This is a genomic window from Sphingomonas sp. HF-S4, assembly GCF_032911445.1.
Classification (GTDB): Bacteria; Pseudomonadota; Alphaproteobacteria; order Sphingomonadales; family Sphingomonadaceae; genus Sphingomonas; species Sphingomonas agrestis.
In genome coordinates this window covers 47,120-70,529 of record NZ_JAWJEJ010000002.1, presented here as the reverse complement: position 1 = coordinate 70,529, position 23,410 = coordinate 47,120, and the positions used below count along the sequence as shown (strand labels likewise).

General features: G+C 68.5%; 24 protein-coding genes and 1 tRNA gene. 11 read left to right on the top strand and 14 right to left on the bottom strand.

Features of this window, described 5'->3' with window-relative positions:
* Positions 1–11: 11 nt before the first annotated feature.
* From RZN05_RS16155 to feoB, 4 genes are read left to right on the top strand one after another with little or no spacing between them, the layout of a single operon-like run.
* A complete protein-coding gene (locus RZN05_RS16155; RefSeq protein ID WP_317227713.1) occupies positions 12–944 on the top strand; it encodes a DMT family transporter in 933 nt (310 codons plus the stop codon).
* Positions 944–1,600: a COQ9 family protein gene (locus tag RZN05_RS16150; RefSeq protein WP_317228549.1), complete on the top strand. Its 657-nt coding sequence runs from the start codon at positions 944–946 to the stop codon at positions 1,598–1,600. The genes RZN05_RS16155 and RZN05_RS16150 overlap by 1 nt, the downstream gene beginning before the upstream one ends.
* Positions 1,601–1,644: 44 nt before the next feature.
* The gene (locus RZN05_RS16145) at positions 1,645–1,932 is read left to right on the top strand and encodes a FeoA family protein (protein WP_394804830.1); all 288 of its coding nucleotides are present in this window, start codon (positions 1,645–1,647) and stop codon (positions 1,930–1,932) included.
* A complete protein-coding gene (feoB, locus tag RZN05_RS16140) occupies positions 1,929–3,785 on the top strand; it encodes a ferrous iron transporter B (protein ID WP_317227712.1) in 1,857 nt (618 codons plus the stop codon). Before RZN05_RS16145 ends, feoB begins: the two co-directional genes overlap by 4 nt.
* On the opposite strand, the gene RZN05_RS16135 is transcribed toward feoB, so the two are convergent.
* Positions 3,782–3,955 carry a DUF4169 family protein gene (locus RZN05_RS16135; protein WP_317227711.1) on the bottom strand — a complete coding sequence of 58 codons (174 nt, stop codon included), beginning with the start codon at positions 3,953–3,955 and terminating at the stop codon, positions 3,782–3,784. The two genes, feoB and RZN05_RS16135, sit on opposite strands and share 4 nt — an antisense overlap.
* Before the next feature lie 53 nt (positions 3,956–4,008).
* Here RZN05_RS16135 and ssb point away from each other — a divergent pair, with 53 nt between their 5' ends.
* Entirely contained in the window at positions 4,009–4,554 is a 546-nt protein-coding gene (ssb, locus tag RZN05_RS16130) for a single-stranded DNA-binding protein (RefSeq protein WP_317227710.1), read from the top strand.
* 47 nt (positions 4,555–4,601) lie between these two features.
* Positions 4,602–5,048, top strand: coding sequence for a hypothetical protein (locus RZN05_RS16125; protein WP_317227709.1), 447 nt, complete (start codon positions 4,602–4,604; stop codon positions 5,046–5,048).
* Positions 5,049–5,132: 84 nt separating this feature from the next.
* Here RZN05_RS16125 and RZN05_RS16120 read toward each other — a convergent pair whose 3' ends face one another.
* From RZN05_RS16120 to RZN05_RS16095, 6 genes are read right to left on the bottom strand one after another with little or no spacing between them, the layout of a single operon-like run.
* On the bottom strand, positions 5,133–5,984 hold the full coding sequence (locus RZN05_RS16120) for a pirin family protein (RefSeq protein ID WP_317227708.1): 852 nt from the start codon (positions 5,982–5,984) through the stop codon (positions 5,133–5,135).
* On the bottom strand, positions 5,984–6,577 hold the full coding sequence (gene metW, locus RZN05_RS16115; RefSeq protein ID WP_317227707.1) for a methionine biosynthesis protein MetW: 594 nt from the start codon (positions 6,575–6,577) through the stop codon (positions 5,984–5,986). Before metW ends, RZN05_RS16120 begins: the two co-directional genes overlap by 1 nt.
* Entirely contained in the window at positions 6,574–6,996 is a 423-nt protein-coding gene (locus RZN05_RS16110; RefSeq protein WP_317227706.1) for a GNAT family N-acetyltransferase, read from the bottom strand. Before RZN05_RS16110 ends, metW begins: the two co-directional genes overlap by 4 nt.
* A complete protein-coding gene (gene metX, locus RZN05_RS16105; protein WP_317227705.1) occupies positions 6,993–8,111 on the bottom strand; it encodes a homoserine O-acetyltransferase MetX in 1,119 nt (372 codons plus the stop codon). Before metX ends, RZN05_RS16110 begins: the two co-directional genes overlap by 4 nt.
* A 41-nt stretch (positions 8,112–8,152) precedes the next feature.
* Entirely contained in the window at positions 8,153–9,031 is an 879-nt protein-coding gene (locus RZN05_RS16100) for an alpha/beta fold hydrolase (protein WP_317227704.1), read from the bottom strand.
* A gap of 31 nt (positions 9,032–9,062) precedes the next feature.
* Positions 9,063–10,622 (bottom strand): flavin monoamine oxidase family protein, encoded by a 1,560-nt coding sequence (locus RZN05_RS16095; RefSeq protein WP_317227703.1) that lies wholly within the window; start codon positions 10,620–10,622, stop codon positions 9,063–9,065.
* Between the two features lie 63 nt (positions 10,623–10,685).
* Between RZN05_RS16095 and hisC the strand changes: the two genes are divergently transcribed.
* Positions 10,686–11,780, top strand: a complete 1,095-nt coding sequence (gene hisC / locus RZN05_RS16090) for a histidinol-phosphate transaminase (RefSeq protein ID WP_317227702.1) — start codon at positions 10,686–10,688, stop codon at positions 11,778–11,780.
* Entirely contained in the window at positions 11,780–12,688 is a 909-nt protein-coding gene (locus tag RZN05_RS16085; RefSeq protein ID WP_317227701.1) for a prephenate/arogenate dehydrogenase family protein, read from the top strand. The genes hisC and RZN05_RS16085 overlap by 1 nt, the downstream gene beginning before the upstream one ends.
* A 169-nt stretch (positions 12,689–12,857) precedes the next feature.
* On the opposite strand, the gene RZN05_RS16080 is transcribed toward RZN05_RS16085, so the two are convergent.
* The 4 genes from RZN05_RS16080 to ftsE are packed head-to-tail and all read right to left on the bottom strand — an operon-like array spanning position 12,858 to position 15,674.
* Positions 12,858–13,553 carry a lysophospholipid acyltransferase family protein gene (locus RZN05_RS16080; protein WP_317227700.1) on the bottom strand — a complete coding sequence of 232 codons (696 nt, stop codon included), beginning with the start codon at positions 13,551–13,553 and terminating at the stop codon, positions 12,858–12,860.
* Positions 13,553–14,095 carry a YdcF family protein gene (locus RZN05_RS16075; protein WP_317227699.1) on the bottom strand — a complete coding sequence of 181 codons (543 nt, stop codon included), beginning with the start codon at positions 14,093–14,095 and terminating at the stop codon, positions 13,553–13,555. Before RZN05_RS16075 ends, RZN05_RS16080 begins: the two co-directional genes overlap by 1 nt.
* Positions 14,092–14,976 carry a cell division protein FtsX gene (locus tag RZN05_RS16070; RefSeq protein WP_317227698.1) on the bottom strand — a complete coding sequence of 295 codons (885 nt, stop codon included), beginning with the start codon at positions 14,974–14,976 and terminating at the stop codon, positions 14,092–14,094. The genes RZN05_RS16075 and RZN05_RS16070 overlap by 4 nt, the downstream gene beginning before the upstream one ends.
* Positions 14,973–15,674: a cell division ATP-binding protein FtsE gene (gene ftsE / locus RZN05_RS16065; protein ID WP_317227697.1), complete on the bottom strand. Its 702-nt coding sequence runs from the start codon at positions 15,672–15,674 to the stop codon at positions 14,973–14,975. The genes RZN05_RS16070 and ftsE overlap by 4 nt, the downstream gene beginning before the upstream one ends.
* Positions 15,675–15,844: 170 nt before the next feature.
* On the opposite strand from ftsE, the gene RZN05_RS16060 reads away from it, so the two are divergent.
* Positions 15,845–16,699 (top strand): MJ0042-type zinc finger domain-containing protein, encoded by an 855-nt coding sequence (locus tag RZN05_RS16060; RefSeq protein ID WP_317227696.1) that lies wholly within the window; start codon positions 15,845–15,847, stop codon positions 16,697–16,699.
* Here RZN05_RS16060 and RZN05_RS16055 read toward each other — a convergent pair.
* On the bottom strand, positions 16,671–17,999 hold the full coding sequence (locus RZN05_RS16055; protein ID WP_317227695.1) for an MATE family efflux transporter: 1,329 nt from the start codon (positions 17,997–17,999) through the stop codon (positions 16,671–16,673). The genes RZN05_RS16060 and RZN05_RS16055 overlap by 29 nt on opposite strands.
* Positions 18,000–18,155: 156 nt before the next feature.
* Between RZN05_RS16055 and RZN05_RS16050 the strand changes: the two genes are divergently transcribed.
* Both RZN05_RS16050 and RZN05_RS16045 read left to right on the top strand, forming a co-directional pair.
* Positions 18,156–18,242 (top strand) — tRNA-Leu (locus tag RZN05_RS16050).
* A 132-nt stretch (positions 18,243–18,374) separates the two neighbouring features.
* Positions 18,375–21,371: a TonB-dependent receptor gene (locus RZN05_RS16045; RefSeq protein ID WP_317227694.1), complete on the top strand. Its 2,997-nt coding sequence runs from the start codon at positions 18,375–18,377 to the stop codon at positions 21,369–21,371.
* Between the two features lie 160 nt (positions 21,372–21,531).
* Here RZN05_RS16045 and RZN05_RS16040 read toward each other — a convergent pair whose 3' ends face one another.
* Both RZN05_RS16040 and motA read right to left on the bottom strand, forming a co-directional pair.
* Positions 21,532–22,491, bottom strand: coding sequence for a flagellar motor protein MotB (locus RZN05_RS16040; protein ID WP_317227693.1), 960 nt, complete (start codon positions 22,489–22,491; stop codon positions 21,532–21,534).
* Positions 22,492–22,495: 4 nt separating this feature from the next.
* On the bottom strand, positions 22,496–23,359 hold the full coding sequence (gene motA, locus RZN05_RS16035; RefSeq protein WP_317227692.1) for a flagellar motor stator protein MotA: 864 nt from the start codon (positions 23,357–23,359) through the stop codon (positions 22,496–22,498).
* Positions 23,360–23,410: the final 51 nt, after the last annotated feature.

Here is a 23,410-nt window from a genome sequence, read left to right as displayed (position 1 = left end):
TAGAGGGCGCTATGCAGGACGCCCAGGCCCCAAGGAAAACTATTCCGCCGCGAAGCCATGCCGCGACGGCGCTCGCCGCGTTGGTGATCGCCAATATCGCGCTCGCCTTCGGGCCGTTGTTCGTCCGCATCTCCGATGTCGGGCCCGTCGCCGCCGGGTTCTGGCGCATCGCACTGGCGACGCCGGTGCTGCTCGCTGCTTCGACGATGATGGGCGACCGTCCGTTCACTGCCTCGCGCGGACTCTGGGGCCTGCTCGCGCTCGCCGGGCTCGCCTTCGCCGCGGATCTGGCGAGCTGGCATATCGGCATCGGCTACACCACGCTCGCCAACTCCACTTTGTTCGGCAATTCGGCGACGCTGATCTTTCCGATCTACGGGTTCGTCGTCGCGCGGATGTGGCCGACGCGCACCCAGGGGCTCGCTTTGCTGTTCGCGGCGGTGGGCGCGGGCCTGCTGATGGGGCGTTCGGCCAGCCTGTCGCGCGAGCATCTGATCGGCGACCTGTTCTGCCTGCTCGCCGGGGCGCTCTACGCCGTCTATTTCGTGCTGATGGCGCGCGCGCGCGAACGGCTCGCGCCGATCCCCGCGCTGGCGCTGTCGTCGCTCGCCTCGGTCCCGCCGCTGCTGCTGCTCGCACTGGCGATGGGCGAGCAGATCCTCCCGACCAACTGGTGGCCGCTGCTCGCATTGGCGGTGGTCAGCCAGCTGATCGGGCAGGGCTGCATGATCTACGCGCTGGGTCACCTTACCCCGCTGGTCGTCGGGATCGGGCTGTTGATCCAGCCGGTCGTCGCCGCGGCGCTCGGCTGGGTGGTGTTCGACGAACGGCTCGCCGCCGCCGATGGCATTGGCGCAGTGCTCGTCGCCCTCGCGCTGGTGCTGGTGCGCCAAGGCAGCAAGCCTGCGCTTGCACCCGACGCGCAGGCGCCTAAATCGGCATGATGGACCTGGCAGACGCAACGCTCGACGAACTCCGCGAGGCGCTCGCCCCCGCGGTCGCCACCAATGCCGCGTTCGACGGCTGGAATGCCGCGGCGCTCGATGCCGCCGCCGGCGCGCACGGCGTCGATCGCGACGTCGCCCGGCTCGCCTTCAAGGGCGGCGCGGTGGCGATGATCGACGCCTGGTTCGCCAGCATCGACCAGGCGATGACCGCGCGCTTCACGCCGGAAGCGCTTGCCGCGATGAAGATCCGCGCCCGGATCACCGCGTTGGTCGAGGCTCGGCTCGACATCGTCGCCCCCAATCGCGAGGCGCTGCGCCGCGCCGCCGCGATCCTGGCGATGCCGCAGAATGTGACGCGCGCCGCGAGGCTCGGCTGGCGCTCGGCCGACGTCATGTGGCGTCTCGCGGGCGACACCGCGACCGATTACAACCATTATACCAAGCGCACCCTGCTCGGCGGGATCTATGCCGCGACGATCGCCGTGTTCCTCCAGGACGACAGCGAAGGCCATGCCGACACCCGCGCCTTCCTCGGCCGGCGGATCGAGGACATCATGAAGTTCGAAAAGGCCAAGGCCGGCTTCCTCGCCCGCACCACGCACCGCCCCAGCCTGTCTCGGTTCATCGGTCGCCTGCGCTACCCGGTCGTCTGAGTTTTCCGGAACAACCTACTAGCGCATTCAACAGGTTATTGATAATGACTCGCAGCATGAATGTCGCCGCTGCGATGCAGCCTATCCCGCTCGCCCAATTGCCCCGCCTCGAACCCGGAACCGTCGCCCAGGTCGAATGGGGTTCGATGTCCGAGCCCGAAGGACGCCGGCTCCGCGAGCTCGGCCTCGATGAAGGCGTCGAAGTCGAATTGCTCCATCGCTCGGGCCTGCTCGGCCGCGGCCCCGTGGCCTGCCGCATCGGCCGGATGACGGTGGCGCTGCGCCGCCACATCGCCGCTGCAATCCACGTCTCGCCGAAACCCGCATCATGAACCAGGCACCGCTGGTCGCGCTGGTCGGCAATCCCAATGCCGGCAAGAGCGCGCTGTTCAATGCGCTGACCGGCGCGCGGCAGAAGGTCGGCAATTACCCCGGCGTCACCGTCGAGCGGCATGCCGGCCGCATGGCGCTGCCCGATGGCCGCCCCGTCGAGCTGCTCGATCTTCCTGGCGCCTACAGCCTCGATCCCTCCTCGCCCGACGAGCAGGTGACCCGCGACGTGCTGGTCGGCCGACAGAGCGGCGAGCGGCTGCCCGACGCGATCGTCACCGTGATCGACGCGTCAAATCTCGACAACCATCTCCGCTTCACGCTCCAGCTGATCGCGCTGGGCCTGCCGATCGTCGTCGCGCTCAACATGGTCGATCTGGCCGAGCGCGACGGCCTGACGCTCGACGCCGAGGCCCTCGAGCGCGAGCTCGGCGTGCCGGTGGTGCCCACCGTCGCGGTGCGCAAGCGCGGACTCGAAGCGTTGAAGGCGCGGCTCGGCGAAGTCGTCCGCACGGTGCATGCCGTGCGTCCCGGCGCGGGCGTCCAGCACGATATCGTCGTCCTCCAGCGCCGCGCCCGCCAGATCGCCACCGCGGTCACCGTCTCTGAAACCGCCGCACGCCGCTGGACCCACCGGGCCGACGCCGTCGCGCTCCACCCCGTTGCGGGGCCGATCCTGCTGCTCGGCCTGATGTTCGTCATGTTCCAGGCGGTGTTCGCCTGGTCCGAGGCGCCGATCGGCTGGATCGAGGGCGGCATGGCATGGCTTGCCGAGCAAGCGAGCGCGGTGCTTCCGGCCGGCTTCCTCGAATCGCTGATCGTCGACGGCGTGATCGCCGGCGTCGGCGCGGTCGTCGTGTTCCTGCCGCAGATCCTGATCCTCTTCGCCTTCATCCTCGTGCTCGAAGCCTCGGGCTATATGGTCCGCGCCGCCTTCCTGATGGATCGGGTGATGGCCAGTGTCGGGCTGTCGGGTCGCGCCTTCATTCCCTTGCTGTCCAGCTTCGCCTGCGCGGTGCCCGGCATCATGGCGACGCGCACCATCTCGGACGAGAAGGACCGCCTCACCACGATCCTGATCGCCCCGCTGATGACGTGCTCCGCGCGCCTGCCGGTCTATGCGATCATCATCGGCGCGCTGATTCCGGATCGCACGGTGCTGCCCGGCATCGGGCTGCAGGGGCTGGTGCTGTTCTCGCTCTACCTATTCGGGATCCTCGGCGCGTTCGTCGTTGCGCTGGTGCTCCGCCGCACCGTCACCAAGGGCGCGACCTCGGGCTTCATGATGGAGATGCCCAAATACCAGCTACCCCGGCTGCGCGATCTCGGTCTCGGGCTGTGGCAGCGCGCGGAGATTTTCCTCAAGCGCGCCGGGACGATCATCCTGTTTACCACGGTCGTGCTGTGGGCGCTGCTCAGCTTCCCCAAGCCGCCCGAGGGTTCGAACGTCTCGCAGGTCGATTATTCGATCGCCGGGCGCATCGGTCACGGGCTCGAGACCGTCGTCGCGCCGATCGGTTTCAACCGCGATATCGCGCTCGCGCTGATCCCGGCAATGGCCGCCCGCGAAGTCGCCGTCGCCGCGATCGGCACGGTCTACGCGGTCGACAATCCCGAGGATGCCGCAGGCGAGGCGACGATCCGCGAGAACCTCCGGAAGAACTGGACGCTGCCCACCGCGCTCGCCTTCCTGATGTGGTTCGTGTTCGCGCCGCAGTGCATCTCGACGATCGCGGTGACCCGGCGCGAGACCAATGGCTGGAAATGGCCGGCGTTCATGGTCGGCTACCTTTTCGTGCTCGCCTACATCGCGGCCGGCATCACCTATTGGAGCGCGGTGGCGCTGGGGCTCTAGTCGCGCTTCGACTCGTCGAGCAGCCGCGTCACTTTCGCGCTCTCGGCGGCGTCGGCCTGCTTCTGCGCCTTGGTCCGGCCGAAGCGCGCACGGTTCTCCCCGGCGCGGGCGGACTTATCCACGCGTGCTTTCGCCTTGCGCGCCTTGTTCAGGTTGATGATCTCGGCCATCGATAGTACCCTGTTCGTTCACCTACACGTACAGATCACATAGCGGAGTTTCCATGGCCGGCAGCGTCAACAAGGTCATCCTGGTCGGCAATCTCGGGCGCGACCCCGAATCGCGTTCGTTTCAGAACGGCGGCAAGGTTGTCGAGCTCCGCATCGCCACGTCGGAGAGCTGGAAGGACCGCAATTCGGGCGAGCGCAAGGAAAAGACCGAGTGGCACACGGTCAAGATTTTCAACGAAGGCCTCGCCAACGTCGCCGAGAAATATCTCCGCAAGGGCAGCAAGGTCTATGTCGAAGGCGCGCTGACCACGCGGAAGTGGCAGGACCAGCAGGGCAATGATCGCTATTCGACCGAAGTGACGCTCCAGGGCTTCAACTCGGTGCTGACCATGCTCGACGGCGCGCCCGGCCAGGGCGGCGGCGCGGGCCGCAGCAGCGGGCCGAGCGACGATTGGGGCGGCGGCGACGAATTCTCGGGCCAGTCGTCGAGCCGCGGCGGCAGCAGCGGGGGCGGCAATTTCAACGGCGGCGGCCAGAAGAGCGGCGGCAGTTTCGGCGGCGGCTTCCCCGACGATCTCGACGACGACGTGCCGTTCTGAGCAACTTGCGCAGGGGCGCATCGTCGGAGTGCCGAAGGGGAGCGACGATGCGACATCTGATTCTGGGAACGACGCTGTTGCTCGCCGCGTGCGGCAACAAGGTCTCCACCGAAACTACCGACGATCCGACCGGTCAGAATGTCGCCGCGGCTGCGGCTGCGGGCAAGCCCGCGGCGGTGACCGCGGCGATCGATTGCTCGAACAAGCCCGATTTCGTGCCGCTCTATGCCGATGCGCAGGTCACCACCTGCGTCTCGGGGCCGGACGGCACGCCGCGCCATGTCAGCGGCACGATCGTCTATCTGGTCCAGGCCCAGCCCGCCGAAGTGCTCGGCTGGTCGCGCGCGCAGGCCAATGCCTCTGGGCTCGCCCAGCGGCTGTCGACCGCCGACAAATATTCCGCGGGCGAGGATACCAAGCGCAGCCTGCTGATCGTCGTCGAGCCGATGAACGGGGGAACGCGCGCCACGGTCAACTGGGGCAGCGAGATCTAGTCGCCCCCCCCGTGCTCCGGCGAAGGCCGGAGCGCTGGAAGCTAGCCTCACGACGCCAACGCTCCGGCCTTCGCCGGAGCACGCTCAGCCCTCGACGATCTCCGCCACGCCGAACGTGCCCGCCTGGTAATCGGCGAACGCCTGGCGAATCTCCTCGACGGTGTTCATCACGAACGGGCCGTGCGCGACGATTGGCTCGTCGATCGGCTCGGCATGGCCAAACAGAAACAGGGCCGGTTCCGATGCGCTGACCGTCACGCTGTCGCCCGCGCTCAGCTGGGCGAGGTGGAATTGCGGCACCTGCCTTCCGCCGACCTCGATCGTGCCGCGCGCCGCGTAGAGAAACACATCACGCCCCTCCAACCCATCGAACGTAACCTCGCCTTCGCGCAGTTCGACCCAGCCGAGCATCGTCCCGGTCAGCGACTCGACCGGCCCGGTCTCGCCCTGAAACGCGCCCGCGATCAGATGCACGATCGCGCCCTCGGCTTCGATCGCCGGGATCCCTTCGGCCTGCAGCCCGATATAGCGCGGCGCCGTCATCTTGAGCCGCGCCGGCAAATTGAGCCAGAGCTGGAGGATTTCCATAGCCCCGCCGTCGCGCTTGAACCCCGCGGGCGAGACCTCGGCATGGACGATCCCGCGCCCCGCGGTCATCCACTGCATGCCGCCGGCGCGGATCACGCTCTCGTGCCCGGCCGAATCGGTATGCGCCAATTCGCCTTCGAGGATGAAGGTCACCGTCTCGAACCCGCGGTGCGGATGCGGCCCGAAGGGCAGCCCGCGATTGTTCGGCGGATAGGCCTGCGGCCCGTGATGGTTGAGGAACAGGAACGCCCCGACATTCTCCACGCCCGGCCCCGGCAGCGGCCGCCGCGTCACCAGGTCGCCGATATCGTTGCGATACGCCGGATGCACCGATACGACCGTGCGCATCACCGGTCCTTCCGCAGCAGGAACACGGCGTGCTCGGCGAACAGATTGGCGAAGCCCGATCCGGTGCGCTGGTCGCCCGAGAGGAACCAGCATTCCTCGACGATGATCCCGCGCTTCTTCACCAGCGCGCGGAAATCGTCGACCGTGACATGGTGGATGTTGGGCGTCGCATACCAGGCGATCGGCAGCAGCCGGGTCACCGGCATCCGCCCGCCGAACAGCAGCGACGCGCGCACGCGCCAATGCGCGAAATTGGGGAAGGAAACGAACGCCCGCCGCCCGATCCGCAGCAACTCGTCGAGCACCCGGTCGGGCCGCCGCGTCGTCTGGAGCGTCTGGCTGAGGATCGCGTAATCGAAGCTGTCGTCGGGATAGTCGGCTAGGTCGCTGTCGGCATCGCCCTGCACCACCGAGAGCCCGCGCGCCATCGCCGCGGCGACGTCGGCCGGATCGAGCTCGAGCCCGCGCGCGTCCACCCCGCTTTGGTCGCGCAGCGCCGCCATCAGCGCGCCGTCGCCACAGCCGACATCGAGCACGCGCGTCACCGGCTGGACGTTGGCGGCGATGATCGCGAGATCCGGACGCAAACTCATCGCGTGTAGATATCCGGGGTGTCGCGCACCATCAGCCGGTCGGGATGCGGATAGGCTTCCCAGCCGAGCTTGGCATAAAGCGGCTGCATGTCGCGAGTGAACAATACCCAGCGCCGCAGCCCCTGCAACGCGGGATGGTCTTCCAGCGCCTCGAGCATCTGCTGGGCCAGCCCGCGTCCACGATGCCCCTCCAGCACGAACACGTCGGCGAGATAGGCAAAGGTGGCGCGGTCGGTGACGACGCGGGCAAAGCCGACCTGCGCCTCGTCGTCATAGGCGCCGACGCAGAGCGAGTTCGCCACCGCGCGCGCCACGGTCTCGCGCGGAATTCCCTCGGCCCAGTATGAGCGCGTCAGATACCCATGGATCACATCGAGCTGCTGGTCCTCCGGATCGAACGAAATCCGATAGTGCATCATGCCTCTCCCGCGCGCAGGAAGCCGGTCATCACCCGGTCGAGTTCGGGGCTTTCGAGCAGGAACGCGTCGTGCCCGAACGGCGACGACAGCTCGACGAAGCTCACCGGCGCGCCCGCGGCGTTGAGCGCGTGGACGATCGTCCGCGATTCGCTGGTCGGGTACAGCCAGTCGGTGTCGAAGCTAACCAAGCAGAAGCGCGTATCGCCGGTGAACGCATTGGCAAGCGTGCCATTATGCTCTTCGGCCAGGTCGAAATAGTCGAGCGCCCGGGTGATATAGAGGTACGAATTGGCATCGAACCGGTCGACGAAGCTCAGCCCCTGGTGGCGCAGATAGCTCTCGACCTGGAAATCGGCGTCGAACCCGAACGTCTTGGCGTCACGACTCTGCAGCTTCCGCCCGAACTTGGCGGTGAGCCCCGCCTCGGACAGATAGGTGATGTGCGCCGCCATCCGCGCCACCGCCAGTCCCGATGCGGGGGGATCGTTGTCGGCATAATAATCGCCGCCGCGCCAGCGATGGTCGGCCATGATCGCCTGCCGCCCGACTTCGTGGAAGGCGATGTTCTGCGCCGAATGCCGCGCCGCGCTGGCGATCACCACCGCCGCGGCAACCCGCTCGGGGAAGGTTGCCGCCCAGCTCAGCGCCTGCATTCCCCCCATCGATCCGCCGACGACGGCGAACAGTTTCTCCACGCCGAGATGGTCGAGCAGCATCGCCTGCGCGCGCACCATGTCGCGGATCGTGATGACCGGGAACGCCATCGCCCAGGGCTTGCCGGTCGCCGGATTGACGCTCGCCGGCCCCGACGAGCCGAGGCACGAGCCGAGCACGTTGGCGCAGACGACGAAATAGCGGTCGGTATCGATCGGCTTCCCCGGCCCCACCATCCGCGTCCACCAGCCCGGCTTGCCGGTGACCGGGTGGTTCGAGGCGAGGTGATGGTCGCCGGTCAGCGCGTGGCAGACGAGGATCGCGTTGCCCGCATCGGGCGCCAGCGTGCCATAGGTCTCATAGGCGATGTCGACCGGCGACAGCAGCACGCCCCCGTCGAGCCGCAACGGCCCGGGCAGCGTCGCGGTGCGGCTCAGGCCAAAGCGCGGATCGTCGGACATGGGGGACCGGTTAGGGGGTGATCGCCCTAGAGGCAATCCGCCTAGGGCCTCGCGCTCCGGGCGAGCGCGACGGCTTCCAGGATGTTGTCGACCACGAAACCGGGCGCCTCGTGGGGCAGGCCGTGCCCAGCGGTCGGCGCGATATTCTGCCGCGCGTTAGAGGACAGCGACAGGAACTGCTTCTGCATCTTCTGGGTCGCGGTCTCGAGCTTGATTGCCATCGGTTCGGAGAGGCCGGGGACCATGCGAAAGCGCGGGCTGTGCGTTGCGACGATCACAGGCTTGCTGCCGAGTGTTTTCAGCCCCCGCGCCTGGGCCGCACTCGCCGGGAAGTCGAGCTTCTCCTCGTTCTTCGTGGGATCGGAGAGCATCGTCGTCAGGAAGGCGCGGCCTTCGGTAATCGCCTTCTCCTCGTCCGGCGCGGCGGGCGGCAGCAGCGACAGCCATGTCGTCATCTGGTCGGCATGCGTCGACGAGATCAGCACCAGCCCGGCGATGTCGGTCGGATAGCGGGCGGCGAACACCTGCGCATGCAACCCGCCGATCGAATGGCCGGCGAGCAGATAGGGGCCTGGGACGCCCGCTTTCTTCAGCACGGCATGCAGGTCGGCGGCGGCATCCGCGCTCGTCCGCGGCGTGCCGGGCGCCGGATCGCTGCTGCCGAGCCCTGCCCGGTCGTGGAGGCAGACGCGCGTTACCCGCGCGATCTTCGCGGCGATGCCCTGCCAAGCCGGATCCTCGACTGGCGCGGTGCCCATGCCGGCATCCACGACGACCGTCGGGCTGCCTGCGCCGGTGCAGACCAACCGGATCGATCGCCCGCCAATGTCGAAGCGCCCGTCGATCGGGGCCGCATCACCCTTCGAAGGCGTATCGGACGCATTGCCCACCGACAGGAGTGCCAGGGCAGGAAGCAGCACGCTGTACATCCTATCTCCACATGGTCGCCGCTCAGGCGGCCTTTCGCACGGCCCGTCGCCCGCTGATTGCCTCCGCCGCCACGCGCCCGGTCTGCGCGCCGCCGTTCATATATCCCGGATAGGCTTCCGACAGATGCTCGCCGGCGAAGTGGATCCGCCCCGCCGCCGGCACATGCCGCTCGGCCGGATCGTCCGACTCGACGCAGAGCAGCCGCGCAAACCGGGTGATCTGGCCGGGCCGGAAATTGACGTACGCGCCCAGCGTCATCGCCTGGGCATGCCAGTTGGTCCGCGCGAACGGGCCGGTTGCCGCCGCGCCGAGCCCGGGGATCGCGGTCTCCGCGCTGGCTGCGAACCCCGCCGAGAGCGCCGAGGGCGCTTCCTCGGTGCGCGCCTCGTCGCCGCCGAGGAACCAGGTCCACACCGGCGCGACGCCGTCGGCGCGGTGGACGCTGCCGTCCCAGCCGAGCGCCCAGCCGGCCTGGGCACTGGTCTGCCACAGCTCGCCGCCCACGCCCATCGGCGCGCGCCACGGCGTCGCGCCGGTCGCGGCCTGGACCTTCTCGTTATACCCCAATTCCATCTCGGCGATGAAGTCGCGCCACACCGGCGGCAACGGCACGCGCCAGTCGATCTGGCGGAGCAGCGGCGCCGGCACCGCGACGATCACCGTCTCGGCCTCGGCACTCGATCCGTCGAGAAAGCCGAGCCGCACCCCGCCGCGCGCCGATTCCACGCGCAGCAGCCGCTTTCCCATCGTGATCCGATCGGCATAATGCGCCGACATCGCCTCGATCAGGCTCGAGCTGCCCCCCTGCATCACATAGCGCTCGTCCGAACCGCCGAGCACCTCGACGCGCGTGCCGTCGACCGTCGGCAGGGCGAACACCAGCTCGACTGCCGAGGCATGGCTGGGCTCGACGCCATATTCGGTGCGGCTGGTCGCTTCGAGCAGTTCGCGCACCCAGGGCTTGCCGATCAGCGCGCGATGCTTGTCGAGATAGCCCGCGATCGACATCCGATCGAGCTCGGCCGCGACGCGTGCGAAATCCTTGTCGAGCCGCGCCGAGTCCTTGTCGATCTGCGCCGCGATCGGCCGCAGCGCCTCGGCAAGCTCGGCCTCGCCGAGTAGCCGCCCGTCGCCGAGGATCAGTGTCCGGTGCGGCTCGGCCTTGCGATCGACCAGCTTGATTCCGAAGCGTTCGCACAGCTTCTGCATGTCGTCGTGGTCGGTGTTGACCAGCTGGCCGCCGACTTCGAACCACGGTCCGCTCGCCGGGCGATGCGTGAACATCCGCCCGCCGGTGCGCGCGCGGCCCTCATAGACCTGCGCGTCCACGCCCGCCTCGCGCAGGTGATGCAGCGCGCTCAGCCCGGCGATTCCGCCACCGATGATCGCCACGCGCCCGCCGGCAAAGGCGCGGGCAGGGCGGGGCAGCGCCGCGGCCAGACCCGCCGCCGCGATGCCCTGGATCAGCGTGCGCCGCGTCACGCCCGGCGCCCGCGGCACTGGCGGCGCGTCCCCCGCCTCGGCCACATTCCGCGCCCGCGCCGTCGCCAGCGCCTGCCATACAAAGCTGCTTCCCCGCATCGCCCCCTCCTCTGCCCAAGCCGAGCTTGCCATTGCCGGGCCATTCCGCCAAGCCGCGCGACCATGACAGCACCCGTTCCCAACCGCTGGGTCATGGAGATCGCCCCCTATGTGCCGGGGCGCTCGACTACCGATTCCGGCACCAAGGCCGTAAAGCTCTCGTCGAACGAAAACCCGTTCGGCACGCCCCAGGCCGCGCGCGCGGCCTTTGCCGCCGCCGCGTCGCAGCTCGAGCGCTATCCCGATGCCAGCGCCGCCGAGCTGCGCGAGGCGATCGGCGCGCATTACGATCTCGAGTCCGAACGGATCATCTACGGCACCGGATCGGACGAGGTTCTGCACCTGGCGGCGGGTGCCTATGCCGGGGTCGGCGACGAGGTGATCTACGTCCGCTACGGCTTCGCCGTGTACGACATCGCCGCGCGCCGCGTCGGCGCGACGCCGGTGATCGCCCCCGACAAGGACTATGCCACTGATGTCGACGCGATCCTGGCGTGCGTCACCGATCGCACCAAGGTGATCTTCGTCGCCAATCCGAACAACCCGACCGGCACGTATACGTCGCGCGCCGAAATCGCCCGGCTCCATGCCGCGCTGCCGCCGTCCGTGCTGCTGGTGATCGACCAGGCCTATACCGAATATCTCGATCCCGAGGATGATGATGGCGCGCTCGATCTGGCGCGTACCACCGACAACGTGCTCGTCACGCGGACCTTCTCGAAGATCTTCGGCCTGGCCTCGGAGCGGGTCGGCTGGGGCTATGGCGCGCCCGCGATGATCGATGCGATGCACCGCATCCGCGCGCCGTTCAACTTCAGCACCGCCGCGCAAAAGGCCGCGATCGCCGCGCTCGGCGACCATGCCTTTGTCGAGCGCAGCTACAGCCACAACCGGCAGTGGCGCACCTGGTTCGCCGACCAGATCGACTCGATGGGCAACAAGGGGCTGCGCGCGGTTCCTTCCAAGGCGAACTTCCAGCTCGTGCTGTTCGAGGGCGAAGTGAATGCCGAACACGCGTATAAAGCCCTGATGGAGCGCGGCTATATCGTCCGCTGGCTGCCGGGGCAGGGGCTGCCGCATGGCCTTCGCATCACGATCGGCACCGAGGAGGACATCCAGGGCCTCGCCGCGGCGATCCGCGAGATCGTCGGCGCCTGATGCTCCCCTTCGCGCGCGTCACCGTCATCGGCCTGGGCCTGATCGGCTCGTCGATCGCGCGCGCCGTGCGCCAGCACATGCCGAGCGTCCGCGTCACCGGCTATGACGCCGACCCCGCGGTGCGCGAGACCGCGCTGCGGATCGACTTGTGCGACGACGTGGCGGACACTGCCGGCACCGCGGTGATCGATGCCGATCTGGTCGTGCTCTGCGTCCCCGTCGGCGCGATGGGGACCGCCGCAGCCGAGTTTGCCGCCGATCTCCCCGCCGACGCGATCGTCAGCGATGTCGGCTCGTGCAAGGAAAGCGTGATCGAGGCGGTCCGCGCCGCGCTGCCCGACGCCGTCTTCGTCCCCGCGCATCCGGTGGCGGGCACCGAGAATAGCGGGCCCGAGGCCGGGTTCGCCTCGCTGTTCCAGCATCGCTGGTGCATCGTCACCCCGCCCGAAGGGACGCCCGGGATCGCGATCGAGCGCGTGCTCGAATTCTGGCGGCGTCTCGGTGCCGAGGTCGAGACGATGGAGCCTGCGCACCACGATCGTGTGCTCGCGGTGACCAGCCACCTGCCGCACTTGATCGCCTATACGATCGTCGGCACCGCGTCGGACATGGAGGAAGTCACCAGCTCCGAAGTGATCAAATATTCGGCCGGCGGCTTCCGCGACTTTACCCGCATCGCCGCCTCGGACCCGACGATGTGGCGCGACGTGTTCCTCGCCAATCGCGAGGCGGTGCTCGACATGCTCCAGCGCTTTTCGGAGGACCTGTCGGCGCTCCAGCGCGCGATCCGCTGGGGCAAGGGCGACGAATTGTTCGATCTGTTCAGCCGCACCCGCGCCGTCCGCCGCTCGATCATCGACCAGGGCCAGGACGATGCCCGCCCCGATTTCGGCCGCTCGCACGACTAGGTTGCAATGTAGGATTTCGCCTGCTGCACTGGCGCCTTGGCGCCTCAGCAAGGCCAGTCGCTCTTTGAACCGTCAGTAAGATCATCGGGCCAAACGCAAGACCGTTTCAACCCCTCGCAATTTTCGGAAAGAATAAATGCGCAAAGTGCGAAGTTAAGCCGCCGATTTCCTACGCGCCACGCGCTGGATTCAGCGCATTGATCTCGCGGTGCACCTGCGACTCGATCTCCTCGCGCTTCAATCCTGCCGGAATCGTTTCGCCGAAGCGTAAGGTCACCACGCCCGGCCGCATCGGCCCGTGCTTGGGCCAGACGCGGGCGCTGTCGAGCGCCACCGGTACCACCGGCAGCCCCACTGCGCGGTACAGCCCGGTGAGCCCCGCCAGCACCGGCGGCGCCTCGCCCATTGCCGAGCGTGTGCCTTCGGGGAACAGGATCACCGATCGCCCTTCGGCGCCCGCGGCCTTGGCCTCGCGCATCATCTGGCGCAGCGTCGATGCCGATCCGCTGCGATCGATGATGATGATGCCATAGCGCCGCGCCGCCCAGCCCCATACCGGGATGCGCGCATATTCCTGGCGCATCACCACCGCCGGTGCATCGAGCAGCCGTACCAGTTCGAAGGTCTCGAAGAACGACTGGTGCTTGGAGACATAGAGCGCCGGCTCCGTGCGCGGCGTGCCTTCGATCCGCAATCGGATCCCGGCGATGTGGCGCGAGCACCAGCTATGATATTGCGTCCAGAAGATCACCCAGCGCCGAAACGCCCGCTGGCCGAACAGCGCGGTCAGCGGGGCGAGCAGCACGATCACCACCGAGCCGCCAAAGAAAGCGAGCTTGAACAACGCACTGCGTAGGCGGTCCATCAGCCCGCTCCCGTCCACAAGGCGATCCGCCGGACCAGGAACTTGTGATATTCGCGCAGTAGGATGCGCCAGCCCGGGCTGTTCGGTCCGCTGCGCACCCCGTCGCCGATCACGTCGACATCGCCGCCGATCGCGCTCGCCAACTCCATCCGCGCGCGCGGCATGTGCCAGTCGGTGGTCACCAGCCGCACCGACTTGAAGCCGTGGCGCTGCACCCATTGTGCGGTCTCGTCGGCATTCGATCGCGTGTCGACTGCCTGCCAGCCCAGGTCGATGCAGCACGCCATCAGCTTGCGGTCGATCTTGAACTGCACCGCCAGCTCGACCGGGCGAACGTCGGGATCGACGCCGCTGACCAGCATCCTTTTGGCGTCGCCCGCGCGCAGCACCGCCAGCCCGCGGTCGATCCGCCCGCCGCCGCCGGTCAGCACCACGATCGCGTCGGTCTTCCGCGCGTCGAGCGGCTTGCCGAGCGAGAACAGGAAGAAGACGAAGCCGAGCGCCCAGGCGAGCACCAGCAGCAAGGCGGTGCGCCAGATCATAGCCGCGTCCCCAGCGCGCGCAGCACGGCGATCCGCGCCGCCACCGTGGCAAGCAGCGCGAAGCCCAGCGGCAGCAGGACGAGCAGGAACCAGTCGCGCTGCTGGAGCGCGACGCCGCCGAGCATTTCGGAGCCGACCGCGCTAAGCCGCGCCTCGAGCAGCCACACCAAGGCGAGCCCCGCCACCGTCCCGGCAAGCCCGCCGGTCAAGGTGTCGAAGGCGATCCGCCGCTGGAACAGGCGGGCGATCTGGATGTCGGTCGAACCCAGCATATGCAGCACTTCGATCGTGTCGCGGTGCGTGTCCAGCCCCGCGCGCGCCGAAAGCAGCACCACCGCCGCGGTCGCGCCCGCAATCAGCAGCATCAGGCCGACCGCAAGCCAGCTCATCGTCGAAAGGAAGCTGCGCACCGGCGACAGCCATTGCGCATGGCGATCGACGCGCGCGCTCGGCGCGATGCGTCGCGCGGCCCGCTCGATTGCCGCAAAGTCGCCGCCGCGCGCCTCGACGTCGATCATCGCGGGCATCGGCAGATCGGGATCGAGCCCGGCATCGCCGAGCCAGGGGCGCATCAGCTCGGCCAGATGCGCACGATCGACTTCGCGGACCGTCGCGACCCCCGGCAGCCGGGCGAGTTCGCGCACCATTGCGGCCGCCTGGGCGTCGCGCAGGCTCGCCACCGGTTCGACGATCTGGACGGTCAAGCGCCCCGAAAGCTGGCGGTCGAGCTGGCTGGTCGCCGCGAACATGCCGAGCCCCAGCGCGCCGGCGAGCACGGTGAGGAACAGCATGATCGCCATGATCCAGCTCATCGCGCGCGTGCGCCGGCCCTCGTCGAGTAGCCTCTTGTCGGGTCCGTTGGGGTTGAGCCCGGGAATCATGGCTGCCCCGGCGGGTTGCGCAGCGCGCCGGTGGGGTCGCTCAGCCGGCCATGCTCGATCCGCATCATCTGCGCGGTCGGGATGCGCTGGAGCAAGTGCAGGTCGTGCGTCGCCATCACTACAGTGGTGCCCAGACGATTGAGCGATTCGAACAGATAGAGCAGCCGCTCGGCCATTTCGGGATCGACGTTGCCGGTCGGTTCGTCGGCGACGAGCAGCTCGGGGCGGCCGATCACTGCGCGCGCGATCGCGATGCGCTGCTGCTCGCCACCCGACAGCGTCGGCGGCGTCGCGCGCCCGCGATCGCTGAGCCCGACCCAGGCGAGCATCTCGCGCACCGGCGCCTCGACATCGTTCTCCTGCACCCCCGCGACGCGCAGCGGCAGCGCGATATTGTCATAGGCCGAGAGATGCGGAACGAGGCGGAAGTCCTGGAACACCACGCCGATGCGCCGCCGGAACCCGGGCAGCCGCTGGCGGGGAAGTGCGCCGGCATCCTCGCCGAACAGCCGGATCACCCCGCGCGTCGGCCGCTGGGCAAGGTAGAGCAGCTTGAGCAGCGAGGTCTTGCCCGCGCCGGACGGGCCGGTCAGGAAATAGAAGGAACCGCTCTTGAGCGTGAAGCTGACGTCCGAGAGCGTCTCGGTTCCCGTCCCATAGCGCAAGCCGACATTCTCGAACTGGACGATATTGGCCATTCGCCGGCGCCGGCCGCTCCTTGCCTTGGGGACGGCGCACGGCATTGCACAGCGCGCGGCGCGGCTCAAGCGATGGCGGCATGGCTGCGCGAGACTCTTGTAGGGCCGATTCGTTACAGCTAGAATCACCCTACCTGGCCAGTGGGCAGCCGGGCGGGTGAGACGCTTAGATGATCCTCGAATGCAGCCAGTGCCGGACGCGGTACCTCGTTCCCGACAGCGCCATCGGTGCCGAGGGCCGAACGGTGCGGTGTGCCAGCTGCAAGCACAGCTGGTATCAGGCACCCGCCGTGGCCGATCGCACCACGCGGCCTGCCGCGGTCGCGGAGAGCCGCGCCGCTGCCGCGCCGGCCCAGGCGGCCGTCGCGGTTGCCGAACGCCCAAGGCCCCAGGCGTCGCTCCAGCCGCAGGGCTTCACCGTCAAAGTGGCGCGCGCGACGGTCGCCGAAGCGCCGGCGCCCGCCGCCGCGCGGCCGGCACCCGAGCCGCGCCCGGAACCCGAGGCGCCGCGCGTCTATGAGGATCCGATCGCCAACGCCCCACCCGAATACGATCCCTTCGCGCCGCCGCCCTCGCGCCAGGCCCGCCCGCGCCGCAATCCGGCCAAGCGCTGGACCGCCGCGGCGGTGGTCGCCGGCGTGTCGATGCTGCTCGGCGCCGGCGCGATCCTCTATTCTGGCGCGCCGGGGTTCGCCGCGCAGTTCGGCCTCGGTCTCGGCGGCGAGGCCGAAACCCCGTTGCGCTTCACCGACAAAAGCGTCGAGCTGCGCCCGATGCCCAATGGCAGCGAGGCGTTCGTCGTCTCGGGCAAGGTGGTCAACCCCACCGGCGGCCCGCAGCGCGTGCCCGACATCCGCGTCGAACTGCGCGACGGCGCCGACCAGCTCGTCTATAGCTGGCGGATCACCCCAGAGAACCGCTCGCTCGGCGCCAATACCGCGCTCGACTTCACCGGCGCCAAGCTCGACGTGCCACGCAGCGCCAAGGTGGTCGAACTCAGCTTCGCGTCCGAAATCGGCCGCTGACCCAGGCCAGCCGCGCGCCGTGCAGCAGCGCGGCGGCGACCATCCCCAGCCCCGAGGCAAGGACGAGGCCGTTCGGCCCGTAGCCGCCGTGCATCAGCACCACGCCCAGCCCGCCGGTGATGACGAAGAAGGCCAGGATGCCGTTGACCCCGGCCACTACCTGGTCGCCGAGCGAGCGCAGCGCATAGACGAACACGATCTGGACCCCGTCGAACAGGACGAACGGCGCCCATAGCACCAGCATCGACGCGGCGAGCGCATGGACCTCGCCGGTCGCCGGGAAGATCGCCACCACCGGCAGCGCCAGCACGATCAGCAGCAGCGACAGCGCGCCGGTGGCCAGCGCCGCGAGCAGCGCCGCGATCATCGTGCGTCGCCCCGCATCCTCGGGCACGCCTTCGCCCACCGCATTGCCGACGCGCACGCCGGCCGCCGATCCCAGCCCCAGCGCCACCGCGAACGTGACGTTGTGGATCGAGAAGACGATCTGGAAGGCGTGGGCGGTTGTCGTGCCGAGCTGCGTCGAGAGCGCGATCAGGATCGCGAAGCCGACCAGCTCGAGCCCCGATGCGATCGCCGGCACCAGCCCGAACTTGGCGAGCTGGAGCGCGCCGGCCCAGGACGCGCGGCTGCCGAGGTCGCTCAGGTCGTGGACGCCGCGTTGGCCGGCGCGTGGCAGCGTCCAGGCCGCGCCGACCATCCCGATCGCGCCGATCGCCGACGCCGCGGCAGTCGCCGCCGCCGCGCCGACCGCGCCCATCACCGGCAGCCCGAACTGCCCCGTGGCGAGCACCCAGGCGAGGACGGCGTTGAGCGGCAGGATCGACAAATTGACCACGGTCACGCGCCGCGGCCGGCTCACGCCTTCGAGGAAGAAGCTCGCCGCGACGATGACCAGCTGGAACGGATATGCCAGCGCCATCACCCGGACGACGTCGGCCGCAGCGGGCGCGGTGCCGGGGGCGACGCCAAGCCCGAGCAGCATCGGCTCTGGCCACAGGAACAGCGCGAGCCCGCTGATCAGCCCCAGGATCAGCGCGAGCAGCAGCCCCTGGTGAAACACGCGGCCAGTCTCGCGCAGGTCGCCCGCCCCGTCTGCGCGCGAGACGAAGACGAGGATACCGGTCAGCCAGCCGAGCCCGACGACGATCCCCGGGAAGGTCAGCGATCGGCTCGCCCCCAGCGCCGCCGCTTCCTCCGTGCTTACCAGGCCGACCACCGCGACGTCGGTGACGTAGAGGATCGTCCAGTTGAGGCTGGTCAGCACCACCGGCCAGGCCAGTGCGAGGATGCGGCGCATCTCTGCGGAAAGGGCGGGGGAGAGCAGCACGGGCCGCCGCGTGTAGAGTTTTCCGACAAATAGAGAAAGCGCGCTTGAGTGGCTTGCGTGGCTCGAAAGCCTTTGCTAGGGGCCGCGGCTCACCAGTCACCGGGGACCTCCCGGTGTGTTTCACGTGCGGTCGTGGCGGAACTGGTAGACGCGCAACGTTGAGGTCGTTGTGGCCGAAAGGCCGTGGAAGTTCGAGTCTTCTCGACCGCACCAGAAACCCCCGGGCGCCCAGCGGGCGCCCGAAATATCCCCAGCCTTGGCACAATTTTGCGACAAGTCGCGATTAGCCAGCCCCGGTACATGCAGGCCGATGAACTAGTGCCTGGATCGTTGGGAGTGTTGGTGATGACGAAGTGGGGATGCGCGATCGGTGCGCTGATGGTCGGCGCACTGCCGATGACCGCGGCGGCGCAGGACGCGGCGGTGCCCGCGCCGCAGCCGGCGCCCGCGTTGACCGACAGCGCCGCACCGGCGCAGCAGACGCCCCCGCCCGCCGAACCCGAGGCCGAGGAGACCCTCGGCGACGAGATCGTCGTCACTGGCCAGCTGCGCGGTGCGGTGCCCGGCGACGTCAAGCCCGAGGTCCAGCTCAGCCCCGCCGATATCCGCTCTTATGGCGCATCGAACGTCACCGAGCTGATGAACGCGCTCTCGGCGCAACTCGGCAGCGGCTCGGGTCGCGGAAGCGAGCAGCCGGTGATCCTGCTCAGCGGACGGCGTTCGAGCTTCGCCGAAATCCGCAACATCCCGACCGAGGCGATCGAGCGGATGGACATCCTGCCCGAGGAGGCCGCGCTCCAGTTCGGCTATGGCGCCAACCAGAAGGTGGTCAATTTCGTCCTGCGCCGCCGCTTCCAGGCAGTCACTACCGTGCTCGAAGGCGCAATGCCCTGGGCCGGCGGCAATTCGGGGCAGGGCTTCAACGCCAATCTGCAGAGCATCCGGCGCGACGAGCGGATCGAGCTCGACGTGAAGTACGGCCAGAATTCGGGGCTGCTCGAAAGCGAACGCGGCGTCACCCGCGCGCCGACGACCTTGTTCGATACGTTCGGCAACATCACTGGCCTTAACGGCGGCGAGATCGATCCGGTGCTGAGCGCGCTCGCGGGGGGCATGGTCACCGAGGCGGGCGTACCTTTGGGTGCGAACGGCACCGCGCCGACGCTCGCCGGCTTCGCCGGCACCGCGGGCGTCCGCAACGTCAGCGATCTCACGCCCTACCGCACGCTGACCGGCGGGGCGGGCGCGCGCCAGTTCGGCGACAACACCGCGCCGCTCAGCGGCACTCCGCAGCGCAATTTCGAGATTACTGGCACGTATCGCCCGGCGATCTCGCAAACGGTCAGCGCAGTCGCGACCGTCGGCTTCACCACGCGGCACACCGATACGCTGCTCGGCCTGCCCAGCGCGGCGCTGGTACTGCCCGCGAGCAACCCCTTCTCACCCTTTTCGCGGGACGTGGAGCTCTATCGCTATTACGACAATCTGCCTGCGCTCGCGCGGTCGAACGACAGCCGGGCGATCAACGGCAATGTGACGATCAACGGCACCACCTCGCCCTGGCTGGCGAGCTGGGGCTGGTCGCTCCAGGGCGAATATCAATATAACGAGAACAAGTCGGTTACCGCGACCGGCATCGACGTGACCGGCGCGCAGGCGCTGCTCGACGCGGGCGATCCGCGCTTCAATCCGTTCGGGCCGATCGCCGCCTCGCTCTACGCGCTCCAGCCCGATCAGATCGCCAAGTCGCAGAGCAACCGCGCCACGCTCGATTTCTCGACCTTCGGCTCGCTGTTCAAGCTCCCTGCCGGCGATGTCCGCGCGAGCGTCCGCGTGCTCGGGCGAACCCAGCGCCAGGACAGCCAGTCCTGGATCGCCGGCCAGTATCGCGCCGGCGATATCGCCCGCGATTCGGCGAGCATCCGCGGCAACATCACGCTGCCGATCACCAGCCGGCGGATGGCGGTGCTCGACGCGATCGGCGACCTGTCGCTCACCGGCAATGTCGAAGTCGAGCAGCTTTCCGATTTTGGCCGGCTCACCAGCACGACCTATGGCCTGAACTGGTCGCCGATCCCGCAGTTGCGCGCCAACATCAGCGTCAGCGACGATCGCAATGCGCCCGATCCGGGCCAGCTTGGCGATCCGGTGCTGGTGACGCCCAACCGGCGCATCTACGATTTCGTCCGTAACGAGAGCGTCGACGTCACGGCGATCACCGGCGGCAATCCGCTGCTGCCGGCCGACAACCGCCATGTGTTCAACGCGCGCCTGAGCATCCGACCGTTCAGTGAGACCAATTTCGGGATCAATGCCAGCTTCAGCGACTCGCGCACGCGCGCCGGCATCCTGGCCTTCCCCGGCGCCACCGCCGAGATCGAGGCCGCGTTCCCCGATCGCTTCGTGCGCGACCCCGACGGCAGGCTGCTCAGCGTCGATTATCGTCCGATCACCGTCGACCGGCAGGACCGGACGCAGCTGCGCTGGGGAATCGATTTCTCGATCCCGATCTCCTCGCCCCAGGGTCGGCAGATGCAGTCTCGGATGACTGCCTATCGCGAGGCCGTCGTCGAATCGCGCCGCACCGGCCAGCCACTGCCGCCTGAGTTCACCGCGCAGCAGGAGCAGTTCCGCCGCCTCGGCCAGCAGCAGAGTCTGTTCGGCGGCAACCAGCGCCGTCCGGGGCAGGGCGAGGCCCAGCGGCAGGGGCAGGGCCAGGGCCAGCAACAGGCTCAAGGCCAGCCCGGCGCCGAGCAGGGCCGCGAGCGTGGCGAGGGGCCAAGGCAGGGTCCGGGCGCGGGCGGCTTCCGTGGCGGGCCGGGCGGCGGCGGGGGACGCGGCTTTGGCGGCGGCGGCAATCGCGGCAACCAGATCCGCTTCACGCTCAACCATAGCTGGCTGCTCAAGGACGAGATCGTCATCCGTCCCGGCCTGCCCGTGATCGACCGGCTCGACGGATCGAGCGCCCAGGGCGTCGCGGCGCATCAGATCGACGGGCTGATCGCGGTCAAGCGCGATGCGTGGCTGGTCCAGGCCACTGGCCAGTGGCAGAGCGGCTGGCAGCGCACCACCGGCGCGCTCGGCAGCCAGACGCAGCTCGATTTCGGCAGCCTGGCCAAGATCGGACTGATGGCCGAGTATAATCCGGGGCAGGACTTCGATGCCCTGCTCAAGCACCCCTGGCTGCGCGGCTCGCGCGTCCAGCTCCGGCTCGACAATGTATTCAACGCCCGGCAGCGGGTTACCGACGCCAATGGCGAGGTGCCCGCGGCCTATGTGCCCAACCTGGTCGATCCGTTCGGGCGCGTGGTACGGCTGACCTTCCGAAAGCAGTTCTTCTAAAACGCCCCTCCCTGCTTGCAGGGAGGGGTAGGGGGTCGGCGCGCGCGTCTGCGCGCCCAAAAGACTCTGTCGCCCGGCACCTAAGCGCCGAGCAGGGCATCGACCCCTGCCCGCCGCTAAACCCACCCCTAGCCTTCCCTTTCAGGAAGGGGAATTCGGGTCACCGCGCCGCTAGCACCGGCTGCTTGGTCCCGCGCCCGAAGCCGCGTCCCTTGTCCTGGTCCATGATCCGCCGATAGAGCAGGGTGATCGACACCCGCCGGTTGCGCGGGTCGGTAGGGGCCTCGATGATCAGCGGCTCGCGGTCGGCGACGCCTTCGATCCGCTCGAAGCGCATCTCGGGCACCGCACCCGCGGCGAGCCGGCGCCTTGTCGCCTCGGCGCGGCCGCTCGAGAGCATCCAGTTGTTCATGTTGCGCGGGTCGCCATAGCCCAGGCTGTCGGTGTGGCCGCGGATCATGATCGGGTTCTCCATCCCGGAAATACTCTCGGCGATCGTCCCGATCAGTGCGCTCGCGTCGGTGACCAAGGCGGTCGTGCCGAGGTCGAACATCGAGTAATTGGCGTCGTCGAGCAGGTCGATCCGCATCCCGTCGCGCGTCGCAACGAAGCGGATATGCTTGGCGAGCTTGGCGAGTTGGGGCCGCGCGCGCATCTTGGCCTGGATCGCCGTGGCGGTGCGGTCGAAATTCTTCTGGTCCTGCGCCTCGATCGCGCGCTGGTCCTTGAGCGTGCCCTTCTGCCCGGTGCCGACATCCTTGCCGCCGGTGCCGCCGACGGGGACGGTCATCGAACGCGTGCCGGTCTGGCCGGCGCGGTTGGGATAATTGTCCTGCGCGTTGATCGCGTCGCCGCCGAACAGCCCGTTCGAGCCGGCACTGTTCTGCTTGAACTCGACCAGGGTGGGCGCGAAATAATCGGCGAGTGCCTTGCGCTGCTTCTCGGTGGTCGCGCCGAGCAGCCACATCAGCAGGAAGAACGCCATCATCGCGGTCACGAAATCGGCATAGGCGACCTTCCACGCGCCGCCGTGATGGCCGCCATGCCCCGCGTCGATGATCTTCTTGACGATGATGATCTTGGGAGGCTGGTTGTTCCCGTGCGGGGCTCTGGCTGCCATGACGTCAGCGCCCGCGCAGCCCGTCGAAGACCTCGCCGAAGCCGGGCTGGTTGTGGTGCGCGATGCCCGAGCGTGCGGCCTCGATCACCAGCGGTTGCGGGTGGCCGTGGAGCGACGCGATGATGATCTGCTTGACCGTGTGATAGATCGCCGCATCGGCGTCGATCACCTGCTGGAGCCGCGTCGCGAGCGGCCCGACGATCCCATAGGCGAGCAGCACGCCCAGGAACGTGCCGACCAGCGCCGATCCGATCATCCCACCCAGGATGCTCGGCGGCTTGTCGATCGATCCCATCGTCTTGACCACGCCGAGCACCGCCGCGACGATGCCCAATGCGGGCAGCGCATCGGCCAGGCTCTGCAGCGTTCCCTGCGGTCCCTGGACCTCATGGTGGTGGGTCTTGATCGAGTTATCCATCACTTCCTCGACCGCATGCACGTCGAGCGTGCCCGACGAGACGACGACGAGGCGCAGCGTATCGGTGATCAGGTTGATCAGCGTGTGATCGGCGAGCAGCCGCGGATATTCGGCGAAGATCGCGCTCGACTTGGGATCCTCGACATGCGGCTCCAGCGCGATCGGCCCTTCGGTGCGCAGCATCTTCATCAGCTTGGAGACGAGGAAGATCGTGTCGAGATAGTCCTGCTTCTTGTATTTCGGGCCCTTGATCACGCGCATGAAGCCGCCGCCCAGCGCCTTGATTTCCTTCATCGAGTTGCCGATGATCAGCGCGCCGACCGCGGCGCCGCCGATGATCAGCATCTCATGCGGAAGCGCATGCATCACTGGGCCGAGCGCGCCGCCGGTGAAGGCGAACCCGCCGAACACCATCGCGATCAGGACGACAAAGCCGATCAGCACGAACATGCGACTATACTTCCCCCTGCGCCGTGGACCGGCCCCTCGCTGTGGTAAACG

What these genes read in the sequence shown, in the direction of transcription:
- RZN05_RS16155 (WP_317227713.1), top strand. Translation starts at nt 12, where the DNA reads ATGCAGGACGCCCAGGCCCCAAGGAAAACTATTCCGCCGCGAAGCCAT.
- RZN05_RS16150 (WP_317228549.1), top strand. Translation starts at nt 944, where the DNA reads ATGGACCTGGCAGACGCAACGCTCGACGAACTCCGCGAGGCGCTCGCC.
- RZN05_RS16145 (WP_394804830.1), top strand. Translation starts at nt 1,645, where the DNA reads ATGACTCGCAGCATGAATGTCGCCGCTGCGATGCAGCCTATCCCGCTC.
- feoB (WP_317227712.1), top strand. Translation starts at nt 1,929, where the DNA reads ATGAACCAGGCACCGCTGGTCGCGCTGGTCGGCAATCCCAATGCCGGC.
- RZN05_RS16135 (WP_317227711.1), bottom strand. Translation starts at nt 3,955, where the DNA reads ATGGCCGAGATCATCAACCTGAACAAGGCGCGCAAGGCGAAAGCACGC.
- ssb (WP_317227710.1), top strand. Translation starts at nt 4,009, where the DNA reads ATGGCCGGCAGCGTCAACAAGGTCATCCTGGTCGGCAATCTCGGGCGC.
- RZN05_RS16125 (WP_317227709.1), top strand. Translation starts at nt 4,602, where the DNA reads ATGCGACATCTGATTCTGGGAACGACGCTGTTGCTCGCCGCGTGCGGC.
- RZN05_RS16120 (WP_317227708.1), bottom strand. Translation starts at nt 5,984, where the DNA reads ATGCGCACGGTCGTATCGGTGCATCCGGCGTATCGCAACGATATCGGC.
- metW (WP_317227707.1), bottom strand. Translation starts at nt 6,577, where the DNA reads ATGAGTTTGCGTCCGGATCTCGCGATCATCGCCGCCAACGTCCAGCCG.
- RZN05_RS16110 (WP_317227706.1), bottom strand. Translation starts at nt 6,996, where the DNA reads ATGATGCACTATCGGATTTCGTTCGATCCGGAGGACCAGCAGCTCGAT.
- metX (WP_317227705.1), bottom strand. Translation starts at nt 8,111, where the DNA reads ATGTCCGACGATCCGCGCTTTGGCCTGAGCCGCACCGCGACGCTGCCC.
- RZN05_RS16095 (WP_317227703.1), bottom strand. Translation starts at nt 10,622, where the DNA reads ATGCGGGGAAGCAGCTTTGTATGGCAGGCGCTGGCGACGGCGCGGGCG.
- hisC (WP_317227702.1), top strand. Translation starts at nt 10,686, where the DNA reads ATGACAGCACCCGTTCCCAACCGCTGGGTCATGGAGATCGCCCCCTAT.
- RZN05_RS16085 (WP_317227701.1), top strand. Translation starts at nt 11,780, where the DNA reads ATGCTCCCCTTCGCGCGCGTCACCGTCATCGGCCTGGGCCTGATCGGC.
- RZN05_RS16080 (WP_317227700.1), bottom strand. Translation starts at nt 13,553, where the DNA reads ATGGACCGCCTACGCAGTGCGTTGTTCAAGCTCGCTTTCTTTGGCGGC.
- RZN05_RS16075 (WP_317227699.1), bottom strand. Translation starts at nt 14,095, where the DNA reads ATGATCTGGCGCACCGCCTTGCTGCTGGTGCTCGCCTGGGCGCTCGGC.
- RZN05_RS16070 (WP_317227698.1), bottom strand. Translation starts at nt 14,976, where the DNA reads ATGATTCCCGGGCTCAACCCCAACGGACCCGACAAGAGGCTACTCGAC.
- ftsE (WP_317227697.1), bottom strand. Translation starts at nt 15,674, where the DNA reads ATGGCCAATATCGTCCAGTTCGAGAATGTCGGCTTGCGCTATGGGACG.
- RZN05_RS16060 (WP_317227696.1), top strand. Translation starts at nt 15,845, where the DNA reads ATGATCCTCGAATGCAGCCAGTGCCGGACGCGGTACCTCGTTCCCGAC.
- RZN05_RS16055 (WP_317227695.1), bottom strand. Translation starts at nt 17,999, where the DNA reads ATGCGCCGCATCCTCGCACTGGCCTGGCCGGTGGTGCTGACCAGCCTC.
- RZN05_RS16045 (WP_317227694.1), top strand. Translation starts at nt 18,375, where the DNA reads ATGACGAAGTGGGGATGCGCGATCGGTGCGCTGATGGTCGGCGCACTG.
- RZN05_RS16040 (WP_317227693.1), bottom strand. Translation starts at nt 22,491, where the DNA reads ATGGCAGCCAGAGCCCCGCACGGGAACAACCAGCCTCCCAAGATCATC.
- motA (WP_317227692.1), bottom strand. Translation starts at nt 23,359, where the DNA reads ATGTTCGTGCTGATCGGCTTTGTCGTCCTGATCGCGATGGTGTTCGGC.